Origin of the sequence: Ureibacillus chungkukjangi (assembly GCF_044795995.1) — a bacterium.
Taxonomy (GTDB): Bacteria; Bacillota; Bacilli; order Bacillales_A; family Planococcaceae; genus Ureibacillus; species Ureibacillus chungkukjangi.
On the sequence record NZ_CP085009.1, the window covers coordinates 716,862 to 734,385 of the forward strand.

At 31.3% G+C, this 17,524-nt stretch carries 12 protein-coding genes and 2 pseudogenes; 9 read left to right on the top strand and 5 right to left on the bottom strand.

What is annotated here, in order from left to right; all coding sequences use genetic code 11:
• The first annotated feature begins 27 nt into the window (after window positions 1–27).
• The 4 genes and pseudogenes from LG296_RS03735 (at window position 28) to LG296_RS03750 (ending at window position 7,628) form a co-directional block, all read left to right on the top strand.
• Entirely contained in the window at window positions 28–591 is a 564-nt protein-coding gene (locus LG296_RS03735; protein ID WP_202973777.1) for an RNA polymerase sigma factor, read from the top strand.
• Complete coding sequence (locus LG296_RS03740; RefSeq protein ID WP_107935950.1) at window positions 584–1,465, top strand: RsiV family protein; 882 nt, start codon at window positions 584–586, stop codon at window positions 1,463–1,465. The genes LG296_RS03735 and LG296_RS03740 overlap by 8 nt, the downstream gene beginning before the upstream one ends.
• Before the next feature lie 483 nt (window positions 1,466–1,948).
• A pseudogene (locus LG296_RS03745) lies at window positions 1,949–2,521 on the top strand (toprim domain-containing protein); the annotation flags it as partial.
• Between the two features lie 175 nt (window positions 2,522–2,696).
• Window positions 2,697–7,628, top strand: a complete 4,932-nt coding sequence (locus LG296_RS03750) for an ATP-binding protein (RefSeq protein ID WP_107935948.1) — start codon at window positions 2,697–2,699, stop codon at window positions 7,626–7,628.
• A gap of 121 nt (window positions 7,629–7,749) precedes the next feature.
• Here LG296_RS03750 and LG296_RS03755 read toward each other — a convergent pair whose 3' ends face one another.
• Complete coding sequence (locus LG296_RS03755; RefSeq protein WP_107935945.1) at window positions 7,750–9,939, bottom strand: DNA topoisomerase III; 2,190 nt, start codon at window positions 9,937–9,939, stop codon at window positions 7,750–7,752.
• A 71-nt stretch (window positions 9,940–10,010) separates the two neighbouring features.
• Window positions 10,011–10,232: a helix-turn-helix domain-containing protein gene (locus LG296_RS03760; protein ID WP_107935943.1), complete on the bottom strand. Its 222-nt coding sequence runs from the start codon at window positions 10,230–10,232 to the stop codon at window positions 10,011–10,013.
• Between the two features lie 119 nt (window positions 10,233–10,351).
• On the opposite strand from LG296_RS03760, the gene LG296_RS03765 reads away from it, so the two are divergent.
• Complete coding sequence (locus tag LG296_RS03765; RefSeq protein WP_107935940.1) at window positions 10,352–11,479, top strand: hypothetical protein; 1,128 nt, start codon at window positions 10,352–10,354, stop codon at window positions 11,477–11,479.
• 791 nt (window positions 11,480–12,270) lie between these two features.
• On the opposite strand, the gene LG296_RS03770 is transcribed toward LG296_RS03765, so the two are convergent.
• The 3 genes from LG296_RS03770 to LG296_RS03780 form a co-directional block, all read right to left on the bottom strand.
• Window positions 12,271–13,767: a CPBP family intramembrane glutamic endopeptidase gene (locus tag LG296_RS03770; RefSeq protein ID WP_404427491.1), complete on the bottom strand. Its 1,497-nt coding sequence runs from the start codon at window positions 13,765–13,767 to the stop codon at window positions 12,271–12,273.
• A gap of 299 nt (window positions 13,768–14,066) precedes the next feature.
• Entirely contained in the window at window positions 14,067–14,492 is a 426-nt protein-coding gene (locus LG296_RS03775) for a hypothetical protein (protein WP_107937881.1), read from the bottom strand.
• A gap of 3 nt (window positions 14,493–14,495) precedes the next feature.
• Entirely contained in the window at window positions 14,496–14,696 is a 201-nt protein-coding gene (locus LG296_RS03780; protein WP_107937880.1) for a helix-turn-helix transcriptional regulator, read from the bottom strand.
• A gap of 352 nt (window positions 14,697–15,048) precedes the next feature.
• Between LG296_RS03780 and LG296_RS03785 the strand changes: the two are divergent.
• From LG296_RS03785 to LG296_RS03800, 4 genes and pseudogenes are all read left to right on the top strand, one after another.
• Window positions 15,049–15,528: pseudogene (locus tag LG296_RS03785) on the top strand (GyrI-like domain-containing protein); the annotation flags it as partial.
• A gap of 286 nt (window positions 15,529–15,814) precedes the next feature.
• Window positions 15,815–16,144, top strand: a complete 330-nt coding sequence (locus LG296_RS03790; RefSeq protein WP_107937878.1) for a hypothetical protein — start codon at window positions 15,815–15,817, stop codon at window positions 16,142–16,144.
• Between the two features lie 151 nt (window positions 16,145–16,295).
• Window positions 16,296–16,688 (top strand): hypothetical protein, encoded by a 393-nt coding sequence (locus tag LG296_RS03795; protein WP_107937933.1) that lies wholly within the window; start codon window positions 16,296–16,298, stop codon window positions 16,686–16,688.
• Window positions 16,689–16,911: 223 nt separating this feature from the next.
• Window positions 16,912–17,391, top strand: coding sequence for a hypothetical protein (locus tag LG296_RS03800; RefSeq protein WP_107937932.1), 480 nt, complete (start codon window positions 16,912–16,914; stop codon window positions 17,389–17,391).
• The last annotated feature ends 133 nt before the right edge of the window (window positions 17,392–17,524 follow it).

Here is a 17,524-nt window from a genome sequence, read left to right on the forward strand (position 1 = left end):
TTTTTACATATCTGACGCGTCTATTTTATGAATAACGCGCGTTATTACCGAAGAATTAAGGAGAGTTGTTTGGTGTTAAAAAGGGAGCCTACGTGGGAACAAAAAATCGCAGAGTATGTTATGGAGAACAAAGAGAATTTTTACCGGCTTGCTTATAGCTATGTCCAAAATCAGGAAGATGCACTTGATATTGTCCAAGACTCAATACAAAAAGCAATGCTATCTAAAACCCTGAAAGACGATAAAGCGATAAAGAGTTGGTTTTATAAAATCATTGTCAATACATCTTTAGATTTTCTGCGCAAAAGAAAAAAGCTAACGGTCGTTGATGACACAACCCTTCAGCTACACTCACAAGGGGTTAGTGATTATTATGAAGATATTGATTTACACCGAGCCATAAATGAACTGTCTCCGGATTATCGAAGTGTCATTGTTCTTAGATATTTTGAGGATTTGAAAATAGAGGAAGTAGCAGAAATCCTCGAGCTAAATATTAGTACGATTAAAACGAGAATTTATAAAGGCTTGAAATTATTAAGAATTCAAATGGAAGACCTTAATTTTGAGGAGGCAAAACAAAATGGATAATAACAAAATGGATAAATTAGTAGAGCAATATAAGGATATCCCGATTCCTCAGGAGCTAGATGAGATAGTAGAAAAGGCTTTGATTGTAAACAAAAAGCCTAGGAGAACAACAACGAAATGGATAGCGGGAGTAGCGGCGGCAACTGTTATTTTCACAACAAGTGTAAACTTGAGTCCAGCCTTAGCTAAGTCGTTAGAGGGTGTGCCAGTAATCGGTAGTGTTGTTGACGTAATTACAATAAAAGAATACAAGGTTGATGAAGGAAACTATCAAGCAGATATCGCTGTTCCGGCAGTTCAAGAGTTAGAAAATAAAACTTTGGAGCAAATGATGAATGCAAAGTATTTAGAGGAAGGGCAGCAGCTTTACACAAAATTTATGAGTGAAATGGAGCAGCAGCAGGCCTTTAACGAAGATGGTCATCTAAGCGTTACTAGCGGCTACGAGATCAAAGTTGATACCGATCAATTATTGTCAGTAGGTCGTTTTATTGAGGAAACTGCAGGCTCTTCGATGACAACGATTCACTACGATACAATCGATAAGCAAAATGAGATGCTAATTACGTTACCAAGTCTATTTAAAGACAATAGCTATATTGAAGTAATTAATAGCAATCTAATCGAACAAATGGAACAGCAAATGAACGACGATCCATCTAAAATGTATTTTATCGATTCGCCTGACGCACCAGTATCTGATGGGTTCAAAACAATTGCTGAACATCAAAACTTCTATATAAATGCCGATCATAAATTAGTAATTGCATTTAACGAATTCGATGTCGCACCAGGTTATATGGGAACAGTCGAGTTTATCATACCAACCGAAGCCATTCAAAGCATTCTTGTGAGTGATGAGTATATTAAATAAATGAGTGTGGCCCGAAATCCCATTGTGGATTTCGGGCTTTTTGAATATGGTGTGGGGAGTGCGGGTGATGGGAGTTGTGATTCATAAGTGGGATGAAGTGCATGAGGGGAGAGGATATGGAGTGGGATGAAGTTCATAGAGTAGATGAACTGCATGAGGGGATTGAAATTGGAGTGTGGTGCAGTTCATCGGGAGGATGAAGTGCATGAGGAGAGTGGATTTGGAGTGAGATGCAGTTCATAGGTGGGATGAACTGCATAAGTGGATTGAATTTGGAGTGGGATGCATTTCATCGGGTGGATGAACTGCATAAGGGGATCAGATTTTCCAAGAACTGCACTTCATAACTCAGATGAACTGCATCCAATAACCTCATTTCGCAAAAACGGCATTCGCAATGTCCCAGAGCCCAATAAAATGATGAACCTAATCGCTATATGCTATAGTAAACAAAGGGATTTGAATGAAAGGATGTTTTTAAAAATGGCAAAAAGTTTGGTTCTCGCCGAAAAACCATCAGTAGCACGTGATATAGCACGTGTATTGAAGTGTGATAAAAAAGGAAATGGCTTTTTAGAGGGCTCTCAATATATTGTGACCTGGGCTTTAGGGCATCTGGTAACACTTGCTGATCCAGAAAGCTATGATGTGAAATATAAAACATGGAATTTAGAAGATTTACCGATGCTTCCGGACCGTTTAAAGCTAACGGTCATTAAACAATCTGGTAAGCAATTTAATACAGTAAAATCACAACTAAACAGAGCGGATGTCAACGAAATTATTATTGCTACAGATGCTGGTCGTGAAGGGGAGCTTGTTGCTCGATGGATTATCGATAAAGCAAAAGTGAAGAAGCCGGTTAAACGACTTTGGATTTCCTCTGTAACGGACAAGGCTATTAAGGACGGCTTCCAAAATCTAAAGCCGGGTAAGCAATATGAAAATCTCTACCATGCTGCGGTGGCCCGTTCAGAAGCAGACTGGTATATCGGGTTAAATGCAACGCGTGCATTAACAACACGTTTTAATGCACAGCTAAATTGTGGGCGTGTTATGTTGTATCCTGTCAATAGTATGGGTGAAATTTGTTAATCTAGATTCTATCTAGGTTGTATGAATTTCGCCCATTTTTTGTTGGGAAAATATAGAGTGTTGGAAGAAAATTATGGATATTATATTAATTATATTTATAATTAAAAGTAATAATTTGTAAAATGGGGTGAAAGATTTGCAATCTGAAGTATTAGTATTAGAAAATTTAACAATTGATGAACCATTAACATTACCAAGAGAAATTAAAAATGAATTTAAACGAGACAGTGTTATTAATAGTATCAAATCTAATTTAAATGAAAAAAACAAAATGGTTGTTCTACTCGGTGACAAATTTACAGGAAAAACTACAATACTTAAGCAATTCTATCAAGAGTATAACTTTCATACTGCAGTCTATTTTGTTCAAGGTGATAGATATAAAGACAGAATTGATTTCATATTTAGCGATATCTGTAAACAATTATTAAGAATGTGTTCTCTAAAAGTACGAAATAAAATAGATATGCAAGATTTAGACGATTTAAATACTGAACGAATATTAGATGTATTCTCGAAGATTTATCACGATTTATGTTCGCAGGCAAAAAGAGACAAAAAGATTTTTTATATTATATTTGACGGGCTTGATAAACTCCAAGAAGATGTAGCAAACGAGATATTAAACTTATTACCCCCTGGAGATTCTAACGGAGTATTTTTAATTTTAAGCATAAATTCTAAATCTAATTTAGAGATAAATTATGATTATATTCCACTTAATGTATTTAACTTTTCTCTAGCTGAAACCCAATACATTTTACAAGAAAATGTATACGATACAAAACTTATAGGTGATATTCATAAGTTTTGTAATGGCCTACCAGCATATATAAATGATTTGAGCATTAAAATCAGTGAAGATCCAGATTTAGTCCATAGCGAGTTTTTCACCTCCCTGCCAGAAAATTATTCTAAATACATAGAAAGTCTTTGGTCTCAATTACTAAATAAAGGAGATAATTTCGAGATAGATGTTCTTTCAGTATTACTTTATGCACCTGAAAAAATTAATTTAAATGAATGTGCGCATGCTTTTAATGTGGAGCCTTATGAAATTTTAAATGCTATAAAAAATAATGAATTTATTAGAAATAAAAGCGATGAGATTTTTATTCCTCAAATATATACAGATTTTCTAAAAACAAAACTTTCTCATAGAAAGACTTATGCAACACAATTTCTAATTAAACTCTATGAAAATCAAAGTTTAACTGATTCTAAAACAGTTACCTTTTTATCGGAATTATATGTGGAAAATAATAACTACTCTAAACTTAGAGAGTTGATGTCATTAAAAACTATCAACTTAAACTTAGAACAATTAAATGAAACAATAACTATAAGGAAAAATTTGGACCTACTTTCAAAGATGAGCTTTTATGAAGAAGATTGGGCAACTTATCAAAAATCAATACTAACAGGAGGAATATTACTAGAAATTAAGCAAACACCCCCAGCTTTAGAAAGTGAAATTAAAATATTATGTACTTTAAGGAAGTTTGAAGAAGCAATTAAACTAACTTACATGTGTTCATTAGAAGATGATCGTGCTTTTTTACTTTCCATTATTTGTAGAGCTTTAGCTAAGAACGGTGAATCAATACCATTATCTATTACTGAAGATATTAACAACTTTGTAGATAAAACTAGTATCTCTTCTGATTTAAGTGAAGAGTTAATAGATAAACTAGTAATAATTAGTACTAATATATTTTCTGCTGACATGCAATTAGCCCTTGATATGATAAGGAAAATAGTGGAGAAAAGTTCTGTTGATATCTCAAAAGAAAAATTAATGGACTATATGTTATTAAAACTATTTTTAAAATTAGGTGATGAAAGTGCTGAAAATAGTGGCATAGAGGAAATTACAGCATCTATTGATGATAGTGAATTAAAAGACATTATTAATGTAGCAACTACTACAAATGTTGAGGATTTTTCAATTGTTTTAGAAAAACTAGATTTAATAAATGATCCTTCTGCTAAAATGTTTTATTTAATTAATTGGTGTATTAATCATGAAACACATAAGCAATTATTTGATGCAGTAGAATACACATTGGAAATCTTCACAAATAACGTAGATCATTCTCTTACTTTAAGAGATTTAAGATTTCTTGTAGAAACATTAGAAAAAAGAAGTGACTATGAGAAGATTAATGAATTAATTATTAAAATAGAAAAAGTTAAAGAAAGTTTAAACTTCGGACTAAAGAAAGAATATATTAAACTAGAATTAGCTATTGCTAAGCTGGAGTCTAGTATTAATCCAGAATTAGGACAAAATAGATTTTTAGACTTATTAATATTTATCGATTCAATAAATGAATTGGATATTAAATGTTTAGGTCTTATTTATTTAATTCAAGATGTAAAGACTATCATGAAAGAAGATTATGAGGATTACTATGATGAAGTGAAGCAAAAATTTAATAGTCAGTTTAACAAACTTTTACTGGAATCGGCGGATCATTATGCAGTTTCACAAGATATATTTTTCGAACTAGCAAAAGTAGAATTTGAATTAGCTATGATTTTCTTTAATAAAATAAATACAGAAAAGAACAGATTTAGAATTTTCCAACAAATATTGAAAGCAAGAATAGAAACAACCCAGTTTTCTATTGACTTAATCCCTTTAACATTCAGATTGTTTAGTGATAAAGGTTATAAAGATTATTTAATATTTAGGTTAGTACATCTCTTAGCAGATAACAATTATTTACTAAACGGACAAGAATTGTTGAGATTAAAATCTTCGATAATGCAAATTAAATCACTTCAATCCAAAATTATTTCATATTCATTTTTATTTAAACTCTCATATGAGATTAACGATATTTCGATAGACATCTACGATAGAATTAAACAACACCTAGCTGATCTTGGACTCTACGAGAATAAAAAGAAAATTGCATACTATACTATCCAAAATATCAGTAAAAAAGATTCTGACCTAGCTAATGAAATCTATAACTTAATAAAAAATGAAGAACAGCAAAGGTCTTTATTAGATGACCGATTGGATACTATACATGTACATTTAATTTCTTTATTAATAAAAATGTTACCAGAGGTTAAAAAGAACAGTGAATTTCAATTTTATATTAAAACAATCTGTTCAAATGTCGCTCGTTGTAATTCAATTCTTAAACAAGTAAGTTTATATAATGAACTTGGATTAAAACTAATTGAAATTAATCACAATCATTATCTTGATGACTTTATTTCAAAATATATCGAGATATTTAATATATCTGAAGATAATTTTTCAATTTTAAGCGAGATTTTAAAGGATAGTGGAACCTTACTATATTTAAAAAATGAAAATTATTACTTTGAGTTACTTGAGAAGTTGGATTATAGAGAAATTAAAGAAAACTGTATATTAAATACTATTACTTATCTAGCCACGCAAAAACCTGTTGGAGAATTAATTGATCTAGAAAACTTAGGGCTTATTTTTAATCTTGAAAGAGCTAAAAGAATAGTTAACTTGATAAAGTTATTAAAAGTTGATGCTAATGTAAGCGTAGCATTAAAAATATTTGTACAAGTATTAGAAAATTCTATAGTAAGAAGAGAATATTCAATTAGAGAAATAGAAGCATTGAATTTCTATAAGGATATTTTGCGGTATTTAGATGAAATACTTCCTGACTCAATAAATATTCAACACGAAGGTTATATAATATTAAGTAAATCTTTGTTTAGTAAATTCAGAGTATTAAAAAATTCAACTGTAACTCGAGGTCTACCTTCTCCGGAAGAACTATACGAAAATGCTAAGAGTATCATTAACATTTCTGATAGGATATTTGTATACTGCTATATTGCTAATTATACTTTCAAAGAAAATCTACAACTAGCTGAGAGCATATTAGATAATGCTCAAGAGGAATTGGTAAAAATATCGAATTATGTAGATAAAATTGAACGCTCAGAATTAATTGCAGATAGCTATTTAAAGATAGGGAACAAAAATGCAGCACAACATATTATTAACAAAATCTTTGATATGATTAAAATTCAAAACTCAAATAATATTAATTCTAGTAACAACTTTGACAATATTATTGAGTTAGCTTATCAAATCAATCCTGAATTTGCTCAGAGTCTAAGTAAAAATTTAGATTCACCTCACGAGACTATTGAAGTAAAGAGAACTTTACAAGCAATGAATTACTTTACTACACCATCGAAAATTAAAGAGTCATCTAAGAAAATTTCTAAGAATGCTTTAAAATCTTTTTATGTAAAAACATTGAAAGCCCTTAATGCTGGAAGAGGACATATACAAACCGAACATCTAGTGATGGAAACAATCGGTAAAATGGGTATTTTAGATTTAGAACTAGTTTTTTTAGGACTAGATTGGTATATAGAAAATTCAACAAGAAGTACTACAATGCATTCCAAAACTTCTGCTCTAAACAATCAGTTTTATCTTGTCCAAGAAGTTATAGACTTTATATTTGGTTTAGATACTTTTGTGATTAAAAACAGTGATTCAAATCCGACTGTTAGGAAGTTATACTCTCTTTTCAATAATGATTTTAGTGATAATTTTGTTCCTGGAGAAGGACAAAAAGCAAAAAGTTATATAATTAATTGGATAAATGAATATGCTAGGGAATCTTTGATGATTTATGACCCATATTTCTCGTACAATGAAATGGATATGTTCTTACAAATCCACTTAAAGGAGAATATAACAGTCATTTGCTCCCACACTGAAATTGATAGGGTTTCTCTTAAACAAATGTATAAAGATGCATGGACAAATATTAGTGATCAATCTCCACCATTTATTAATTTTGCTATTCTTACATCGAAGGATGGTGTTACACCCATGCATGATAGATACATTATAGGGGATAGAATCGGATTACAATTAACAACTTCTTTTAATGGATTGAATAAAAAGGATTATAAAATATCCGAATTAACTGAGGAGGAAGTAAACGATATTAAAAATAATGTGATTTTTAGAACTTTAAATGCTCCTCCAAAAATCCATAATAATTTACCTATTAGTACACATAGATTTTATCTAGAGTAGATTAAATAAAAAAGGTTATAAGAGTACTGGAAGGATACAGGCTGTATAAAAATATCCAAACTTAGAGCTGTATAAAAGACAAACAAGAACCAACAGATTAATTCTGTTGGTTCTTCCATTCTTAATCATCCAATTTAATGCCTTTTAATAATTCTGCAAACGCATTATTAATTGGTTCAGCCTCTTTTTCTTGTTGTTTCATATACTTCTGTACACTACGTTTATCTATTTTACCGCCACCTTCTTTTTTGCGACGTGCTTCAAAAGCAGATAGCTTCTCGCGATACCCGCATTTACATACGAAGATTTGGCCATCACCTTCGCCACGGAGCTCTAGTTTTTTCTTACATTGTGGGCAGCGAGCATTTGTCAAACGTGCGACGTTTTTACGATGACCACATTCACGGTCCTGACACACGAGCATTTTTCCTTTTTTTCCGTTTACTTCAAGCATTGGTTTGCCACAATCAGGGCACGTCTTTGTTGAAATGTTATCGTGCTTAAATTTCTTATCACTATTTTTAATATCTGTAACAATATTCTTCGTATGTTGCTTCATCTCATTAATAAATACTTCTTTTTTCAGTTTACCTTTAGCGATTAGCTCTAATTTCTGTTCCCACTCGGCTGTTGTAATGGGGGATTTCAATTCATTTGGTACCAAATCTAAAAGCTGACGCCCTTTGGAAGTGATATGAATATCCTTACCACGTTTTTCGATCAAGAATGAGTTAAATAATTTATCGATGATATCTGCACGTGTTGCAACCGTACCAAGTCCACCAGTCGATTTTAATGTATCTGAAAGCTGTTTATTTTGCGTATCCATGTACTTTGTAGGGTTTTCCATTGCTGTTAACAAAGTCGCCTCTGTAAAGCGTGCAGGTGGCTTTGTTTGACCAGACGTTTGAACGATTAAATTCGTTTGTAATATTTGACCCTTTTCAAGACGAGGAAGTAGTTGATCTTTCACATCATCATTTGACTCATCATCATCAAAACTATTCGAATAAACTTCTTTCCATCCTAGATTCAATACTGTTTTACCATGTGCCACAAATTTTTCATTACCGATATTTGCCCGTACAGTTAATTGCTCAAACTCATGAGGAGGGAAGAGAACTGCTAAGAAACGCTTTACAACTAAATCATAAATTTTTCGCTCTTTATCGGTAAAGTTAGCAAAGTTTACATATTCCTCAGTCGGAATAATGGCATGGTGATCACTTACCTTACTGTCATCTACAAACGATTTAGAGGTCTTAATTTGCTTCGTTAACACTTTATTCGCCAATGAACGGTATTCGCCTATACCACATGCTCTTAAACGCTCTGGAAGGGTGCTGACGATGTCAGAAGATAAATATCTTGAATCTGTACGAGGATATGTTAACACTTTGTGTGATTCGTAAAGTTTTTGCATTATATTTAAAGTTTCTTTAGCCGAGTAGCCAAACATCTTATTGGCATCTCGTTGCAATTCTGTCAAGTCGTATAGTCCTGGTGCAAAAGATTTCTTCGGTTTACGTTCGATATCGATGACCTTTGCATCCTGTTTACCTAATACGTTAACAATCTTATCAATTTTTTCTTTATTAAAGCTACGTGAATTTCCATTTGAATCCTGCCATGTAAGCTTTAGTTCTTTTGTTTGAGCTTCAATACCATAATACATTTGAGGTTTGAAGTGCTTAATTTCATCTTCCCGTGCTGCGACCATGGCTACAACAGGAGTTTGAACACGACCTGTATTTAATTGTGCATTATACTTTGTAGATAGGGCACGACTAGAATTCAAACCCAAAAACCAATCTGCCTCACTACGTGCAACCGCTGCTTGGTATAGGTTTTCATACGCTTTACCAGGTTTTAAGCTTTTGAAGCCATCTTTAATAGCTTTATCAGTAACCGATGAAATCCATAAACGTTTAATTGGCTTATTCACTTTCGCACGCTCGATAATCCAACGTGCTACGAGTTCACCTTCACGACCTGCATCTGTTGCGATAATGATTTCATTCACATCATTACGTGTCAGCTGAGATTTTACAGCGTTATATTGCTTACTTGTTTGTTTTATAGTTGTTAACTTTAAACGCTCCGGTAGCATCGGTAAATCTTCTAAGTTCCATTTTTTATATTTTTCGTCATAACTCTCTGGGTCAGCGAGTGTAACTAAATGACCCAATGCCCATGTTACGATATATTTGTCGCCTTCTAAAAATCCATTTCCCTTTTTATGACACTTCAGTACGTTTGCAATATCGCGTGCTACTGAAGGTTTTTCGGCGAGTACTAAACTTTTTGCCATAGATTAAACATCCTCTCATAATACATGTTTTTAATATAGCATAAGAAAAAAGTTTATTCAGTTTTGTTTCTTTATAATAATGCTTCTATTTCTTTAACAAGTTTATTAGGTTCAATACTTAATGTGTCGGCGATTGTAAACAACGTTGTAATAGTAGGTTGTCTTTGTCCTCGTTCAAGCATTCCAATATATGTACGGTCTAGATTACACTGTAAAGCTAACTGTTCTTGTGATAAGTTTGCTAATTTTCGATATTTTTTCAATACGACTCCAAACGCATCTGTTACATTCATCTTAATCACCTCTAGTCTTATTAACTAAGAGGTGATAACTTCTTTCGACAGACTATAGTCATCTTAAGTGAAAAATGTTAATATTTGATTAAAAGTATTAAAAATTTAAGGTGATAACAATGATAACAACCAAACAATTATTTGAGATTTTAAAGGTTCTTAAAATAAAAAATAAAAATATGTCCCATTTATCACAAAAAGAGTTAAAAGAGTTGATAATTAAATATTACGATTCAAACCTCAAAATATTAGATATTAAAAGGGCGTACGATATAACAAAAATCGTTGGAAAATTTAATAAAGAACTTCCTGAATTAATATCAACTATTTCATGTACTAATTGTGAAATACCTTATACCGTTATTTGGGAAAGTCGAACAAATCATCAAGGTCATGTGCTTAACTGTCCAAAATGTAAAAATAAACGATACTCATTAATTGATGAAAAATTAGATATAAGTATGCTAGCTAAACAAGAACTACAGAACGATATTATTGGAGAAGAGAAGAATCCTTTGACATTAAGAGATTTTGTGGCTTTGTCTGCGATTTTGAAATTATGTTTTGATTACCAAAGAATGAGGATATATAATTTAGAGTTCTTTATTGAGAAGATTTTTCCTAATAAAGGTTACGGAGAATTTATTATAAATGAATTGAAAATGAAGGGAATTTTAATAAAAGATGATGAAAGAGGAGACTCATATAACAATGAACAGAGTTATATATTATCATCGGTTTTCAGTCCTAAATATGATTATGAATCTTCACTTTACAGTTTATTAAATTATTCAAAGTTTTTAGTGGAACAAAAGGATTTTCATGTATTTGAAAAGATGAGTTTATGGCATGAATTAGCTTTGCAAGAAGTATTTCAATATTATTTTTTTAGTCTAAAAAAGATTGGATATAAAGCCTATATTACAACAACTAATCATTCTACTTTTAAATATTTATTGAGGCAGTTTTCTATTGCTCAAATTTGGGGAATTATATCAAAAGCAATTTCATTTACTGGTGAAAGATTAAAAGATAAGGTAACCTTTGAAAAGTTTGATGAAAAAATATGTATTAATTGTGAGCAATTTGCAAATCGTGCTATTACCCAAAATTGGGAATTAGCTAATTATAATAGACCTTATGAGATGCCTATAAGTGTAATGAGTAATATATTTTTCAATGATATAATTCAAGTTAGTAATAATAATGGGTTCAATAAAAAGTTAAATATTGAATTTCTAAAATAGATATTTTTGCTGAATTTTTATTATATATCTTCTCAAAAACGGCCTAGTTACAAGCCGTTTTTTCTTTGCTTCTACATATTGCTACCAATGTAATCAAAAGAAGAAGGAGTTGCTCATAAGGAAATTATATTAAAATGAAAGGGTACCACAAGCTGCATGTGCAACCAATAGTACCCTTAATGATATTCGTAAAACTGCATATTCAGTCAATAAAATATCACTTATTTATTATATATTAAAAAAGCGTACAGCAATAATTAAATTACTAACTAAATCCCTAAATACATGTAGTTTTATAAAGAAGATTAATCATTTAGAACAAAGTTTATAAAGTGCTGTGTATTTAGAGTTTTGGTTATTCAACAATCGGGCCATATTGTGGAGCAACATTTTTTTGGGGAGTGTGATAAAAAGATGCAGTTTTACAACGATAAAAGAATCGCAATACAAGTTTTTATGCAAATTAAAGATCATGCCTAGCAAGCATAAAAGCCTTTATATCAACGGTTTAGGAGACTTGCAAAAAATATCGTATAAACAATGTTCCATAAAAAAAGAGGCAAACATCGATTTAATAACGTTTGTCGTCTCTTTTTTGTGCGTCCCAAATTTTTATTTTTGGGGGAGAGGATTGATCTATCAGGATGAGTTTTGGACGACTTTATTTGTCCGTTGTCTTTTAACATTTTTTTTCACTAAAAAAGTACATTTTATGAATTAAGTCACTTTAAAGCTGATAAGAAATTGTGAAACCTTCCACTTCAACTTACGGCTGCTTAAAAGAAAAGAACTTAAATAAACAGTGGTGCTACTACATGAATTATTATATCAGCTATAAAATGAGCAATCATTGCAAACTCTATTCCTATATAGACAAATAAAGCCCCAAAAACAATCCCACCGATTCCATTAATAAGAAGCATTCCTAAAAATAAGCCTAAAGTCATTTCATAAGTTGAAGCAGCTACTCCATAATGTAATAGACCGAAGATAAGGGCTGCAAAAATTATTGCTGTCCAAATAGAGAAACCTATTGGGATTTTTCCTTTACCCGCTTTTGTAAGTAACCAGATAATAGCTGTAACAAGAAAAAGCCTAAAGATGGTTTCTTCAGTTATACCTGCTCCAAAGGAACCTAACGTACCTAGCCACCACACAGGCTCATTAATGGACGAATTATCAATCCCAAGAGAATATGAAATAAAATAGCTGACAATCATAATGACGATTGAAGTCATAATTCCATATATAACTGACATTCCAACTTTCTTTAAAAGTTGCCTTTCTACATTTTTTTTGCTAAATATTGTTTCTAAAATAGGCATCTTTATCTTTACGCTTTTTCCCATTAATAAAGCTAGAAATAATAAGATAGCTGCTTCCAGTAACATTTGTCCAGAGAATATCAGGGTAAAGAGCCATTCAGAGATACCCATTTCCTTATGGTAACCTTCTCTAGCAATTGCATAAGGAGCCATCGCTAACGCACCTAAAACATTCAAGAATACTAAGGTAAGATAAATTTCCCACTGAATGAGTGGAGACTTTTTATTGGTAACTACCTTATCTTCTTGAATACTTTCATCTTCTTCCTCTAGATCTTCCATTTTCTTTTCCAGTATATTTACTAATTGATTAGAGTCTTCAATATAGATTAATACTTTACTTACTTTTTTCTTCAATCCGAAATAACCTTTATATGAAATAGGTTCTTTAAAAACAATTTCATGTTTTAGCTCTTCTGTGATTCCAAAAATTCTAGTTAATACTCTTGGAAAAACAGTTAAATGAAATACGTCTTTCTCATGTATGATTGCACCATTTTTACTATAGGCAATCTCTGCTTTTCTAATTAGCCTTATATCTCGTATATGAAAAGAAATTTCTCTTCTTGCCCCTATCTTCATTTCAACTACGTTATTTTTTATACAAACAGGTGTGTTTCTTACCCAATTGTAATCACCCAACATATAAAGGATGCTGTATAAATGGAGTCCTGAAAAAACGTAAGCATATGAAGGTTCTACTTTTTTAAAATAAATATGGAATACTATCATTTCTATAATCTGTTCGTGTAAAAGAGCGATAAACAACCAAAAATAGGAGGAATTCTTATGTAGAGAAAATGAATTTTCACTGCTCACCTTGTTTCTTTTCCATCGAAAAAAAGCATAAAATAGAATTTTCCATTCCTTTAAGATAATCGTAATAATCGGGTTATGATCAATCTTACCCTGTTTATACTTAACAAATAGATAGGCTACAAAGACCTCTAATAAAGTTAACAAAATTATTAAGGACACTATCATCTGCTTATCCATTATATCCCTCCCTCTATAAATGTTGATATTTTTTGGAGCAATCGACCTCGATTATCAATTGCGCAAGCATAATGTTTATGTATAGCAATGTCGATACCGATAACTAGAGTATTTTCAGAAACCTGATTAATTTTCTCATCGATTAAAATTCATTGGAATGGAGTCCTCTCTGTAGATGTATGAGTCATGACCGTTGAACTCAAGCATCATACAGAAGGGCTCTTTTGTTTTCAAATCTTCAAAAATCTTTCTAACAGAAATGCTCCCTACTTATGCTTTTTATGCTCAAACCAAAAAAGAATGTATTGGATAATCCCCATTCCTGTTAAAAGAATAATAGGGAAGTAAGGTATATGATTAAAATAAGCAGTTAAAGCTATTGCAAAAGGAAGAGATGATGCAAAAAAAATATATACTTTCCTAGTTGCTTTATACGTTATCCATTGAAGTCCCTCGTCTTCCTCTTTAAACTCCATTGGGATTAATGTAGGCTTCACCTTATCTTTTGGATTCTTTAAGTTGTTAATTGGTATTGCTAAGAGTAACACTAGAATTGGAATACCCAATACTAAAGGATCAATATTCATCCAGTTTGGAACATCTTCAGAATAATGATTTCCCAGCATAATAACCCCTAATCCGAGAATGAGTGCAGCATTGAATAAGGGAGATTGGTAAACTTTTTTTAACATGATTTATTCTCCTTCTAGATAAAATATTTGTTCTACGGGTACCTGAAATACTTTTGCCATTTTTAACGCAAGAGTAATTGACGGAGCGTAGTCCCCTTTTTCGATTAACCCGATAGTTTGCCTTGAAACTTCAATCTTTTCGGCTAAATCTTGTTGAGTCAATCGGTACCTTGCCCGTAATTCGCGCACAGAATTTTTTAACATGGTCTACTATCTCTCCTTATATATTTCATCAATATTGTAAACTTTTAATTATAAAATGTAAACTTTAGTTGTCATTTTGTAAAAAAAAGTTAACTTTTTCTTTCGCAATTTTAATAACCTAAAGATGTATTTTAATAAATAATCAAAAGCCTTCCACTTAATTGCAGAAGGCTTCGTTTTATTCTTGTATTAGAAGTCTTTCGGAATTCTTTACACAATCGGGACATTTAATTGAATAAAGAATAAAAAAAAAATTGGGTATTTATGTTAATATTGAGTAAAGGTTGAAAAAAATAGAGAGAAATATTCAAAAAAACTTTAGATATTAAAGTAAATCCAAATAAACTTCTACAAAAGGGGAACCGAAATGGAGTATCGAATTGAAAGTCTTGATTTTGATTTAAAAGTTATAGGAAAAGGTAAAGTTGTCAAAACAAGTAGAGCCTTTAAAACAATTCCTACGCTTTGGAGTAGTGCCAAAAAAGAAGGATTTTTGCAACAATTAATTGATCTGTCATGGGAAGAACCAAAATGCACACTTGAAGGTCTATTGGGCGTTTGTGGAAAAGAGGCTGCTATAATGGACAATGAATTTACTTACTTTATGGGTGTCCGATATGATGGAGAGGTCCCAAGTGAAATGGAAACCTTCTCTATTACTCATAGTACTTGGGCTGTTTTTCCAGGGATTAGTAATGCTTGGCAACAATTATACACAGAGTGGCTTCCTAATTCTGAATATCAACTTGCTAATATACCTTGTATCGAATGTTATTATCCACCAAAGCATAAACCTAGAAATGAACTTTGGGTTCCTGTAATTCATAAATAAATCTTTTTCTGAGGTTATAATCATCATAATGTTGAATAAACAAGAAACCGTTCAATAATTATAAAAACTCCTATTCCACAATCGGGCGCGTTTATTTAATAAAAAACGCGTCTTTCTTCATGAAAATGACCATGCTTTATTTATAGTGGAAAATATGTATGAATGTGTAAATGATTTATCTTATTTTTAATAATTAAAGCATACGATTTATTAAAAGCACGGAAGGAGAAATATAATAAAAAAAAGTATTTGCTTTTTTGCGATAGTACTATTTCTTTGTTCTGGAATGTATTTTACTTTCTATAAGGGTTCTGCCTCCTCTGAATATGTTATTGGTAAAAAAAATTCAGAAGTTAGTGAAATTAATAAAAAAATAACTGAGACAGAATTAATCGAAAAAATCGTAAATGAACTAAAAGAGAGGGGATACTCTCCTCACGGAGGAGCTGCATATACAATTTATTCAGCTAATAAACAATTGCTTACAATTCCTATGTATGATATTGATTTAAAAAACAAGGAAATGACGAATAAAATTACAGCAATAATTGATGAAGTCATAAAAGAAAATAACTTTAATTCATTTGAAATCACTATAGAAAAAGCTAATCCTTAAAAATAGAAATAACAATATTCAACAATCGGGCGCGTTTCTTTAATAAGAAATGCGTCTTTGTTCATGAAAAGGGCCAGATTGTGGAAGAAGGATTTAATGATTATATATCGAATTCTTATATCAAATAAGAAAAAGTAAGGAGGTTCATAAGTTGAAAAAAGCCTTTTTAAGCACTATATTTTTTATGTGTCTTTTGATATTGGTAGCTTGCAATAACGGAAATAGTCAAGTTGTCTTTAAGGGAAAGGGAGAAAACTGGAACGGTGAATTGGTCGCAAGTCATAACCTTTGGGGAGAAGAGATTCATACTCTTAAAATTAATTATATTGGTGAGAATCCCAAACAATTGAAAGAAACTAATGTATTTGTAGAGTGTTCAGATTTCTTAGGATGGGGAATAAATGAAATCGAATTAGATGCACATGGCAATTTTAACAGTGGAGAAGTGGCCAAAGTGGACTCTAAAACACCAACAACATCTACAATTTTCCTTGAAATTGATGGTGAGAATCCAGAAACTATTACATTAACCTCAAACTCCTAACTTTTATATTATTCCATTAAGGGCGCATTCCTTGAATAAGGAAAGGGTCTTTCTTCAATAATAGGGCCAGATTGTTGAATAAGAAGTTATTATAAATTGTAATCTTTATATATGAATTTAGGTAAGATAATAAAATAATGTACTTAAAGTAACAAAGCAGGATAGTTTAAAAATGATTAGTAAATATTAACATTTCTTGGAAATAGTCAATGAGGTGAGAAAAATGTATAAACCATTATCTGAATATGATTTCAGAATATATTCTAATGATAAGACATCACATATAACATTTGTCCTTGAAGAATATATACATGAACATTTACCCAGTTTATCTTGTACAATTGAAGTAGTAGATAATAAATTTATAGGTTGGAATATCAATGTTTGGTTTGAATTAGATAAATTAATGTCCTTCATTACGGAGTTAGAAGATTTAGAAATAAAGAGACAAGGGACAGTTACTTTAAGTGCAATGACACCACATGATTTTAATATTACTATTGAGAACTATAATAAAAAGGGAGATTTAATTGTTAACTATTCACTTACAAATATTAAATATAATAGTGATATATGTTTGAGGAATACATTAATCGGAGGATTTAAAATCGACTCAGAATTCATATTAAAACTGTTAAGCGATTTTAAAAAATTTTCTTCGGTTGCAAATCTGGGAGTAGATATAGAATTTTATACAAAATAAGAAGTTTTAAAATAATTACATTCTTCAACAATCGGGCGCAATTCTTGAAGAGGTGTTTAGTGCAAAATAGAAGTACAGAGTTTTGAAAAGGAAAAGTACATAACGTTGCAACTCAAGTTTCAACAAAAAAAGG

Bases quoted from the DNA above. Each gene is read 5' to 3' on its own strand.
- LG296_RS03740 (WP_107935950.1), top strand. From the start codon at position 584: ATGGATAATAACAAAATGGATAAATTAGTAGAGCAATATAAGGATATC.
- LG296_RS03760 (WP_107935943.1), bottom strand. From the start codon at position 10,232: ATGAATGTAACAGATGCGTTTGGAGTCGTATTGAAAAAATATCGAAAA.
- LG296_RS03780 (WP_107937880.1), bottom strand. From the start codon at position 14,696: ATGTTAAAAAATTCTGTGCGCGAATTACGGGCAAGGTACCGATTGACT.
- LG296_RS03775 (WP_107937881.1), bottom strand. From the start codon at position 14,492: ATGTTAAAAAAAGTTTACCAATCTCCCTTATTCAATGCTGCACTCATT.
- LG296_RS03765 (WP_107935940.1), top strand. From the start codon at position 10,352: ATGATAACAACCAAACAATTATTTGAGATTTTAAAGGTTCTTAAAATA.
- LG296_RS03790 (WP_107937878.1), top strand. From the start codon at position 15,815: ATGTATTTTACTTTCTATAAGGGTTCTGCCTCCTCTGAATATGTTATT.
- LG296_RS03735 (WP_202973777.1), top strand. From the start codon at position 28: ATGAATAACGCGCGTTATTACCGAAGAATTAAGGAGAGTTGTTTGGTG.
- LG296_RS03755 (WP_107935945.1), bottom strand. From the start codon at position 9,939: ATGGCAAAAAGTTTAGTACTCGCCGAAAAACCTTCAGTAGCACGCGAT.
- LG296_RS03800 (WP_107937932.1), top strand. From the start codon at position 16,912: ATGTATAAACCATTATCTGAATATGATTTCAGAATATATTCTAATGAT.